Below are 378 nucleotides of genomic sequence, written 5' to 3' on the forward strand. Positions count from 1 at the left end.
GGGAGATTCGATTACGATCGAGAATGCGTACACGGACAGCCAATACTGTATAGAAGAAGTAGTCTTAACCGATGGGACGACATTTATACTACTCGAACTACCAGAATATAGTGAGGTCGAAACGGGCCTACTTGTTCAATCTATGAGTTCATTCGATGGTTCTGATTTATCTCTGACTACTTCTTCGGTTCTAACTAGCGTTGATGTTTTATCACCGCCTTTGGTTGCTAGTAATCAAAACTAATTTCCAATAGATAACAGCCATAATCCTATGATTATGGCTGTTTTATAGGAGCTCCGTGACTCTTACTAGGAAACATAAGCTTAAAGGTGGCAGTCGGTCATCAGGAGAAAAAAAATCAGAGGATTGCTTTAGCT

At 40.2% G+C, this 378-nt stretch carries 1 protein-coding gene; it reads left to right on the forward strand.

All coding sequences use genetic code 11. The annotated features are described in order from the left end of the window. On the forward strand, window positions 1-244 hold a 244-nt coding region (locus tag BCT81_RS03775), incomplete at its 5' end, for a calcium-binding protein (protein ID WP_133152530.1). Window positions 245-378: the final 134 nt, after the last annotated feature.

The sequence above is a fragment of the Vibrio sp. 10N.261.52.A1 genome (genome assembly GCF_002876325.1).
Taxonomy (GTDB): domain Bacteria; phylum Pseudomonadota; class Gammaproteobacteria; order Enterobacterales; family Vibrionaceae; genus Vibrio; species Vibrio chagasii.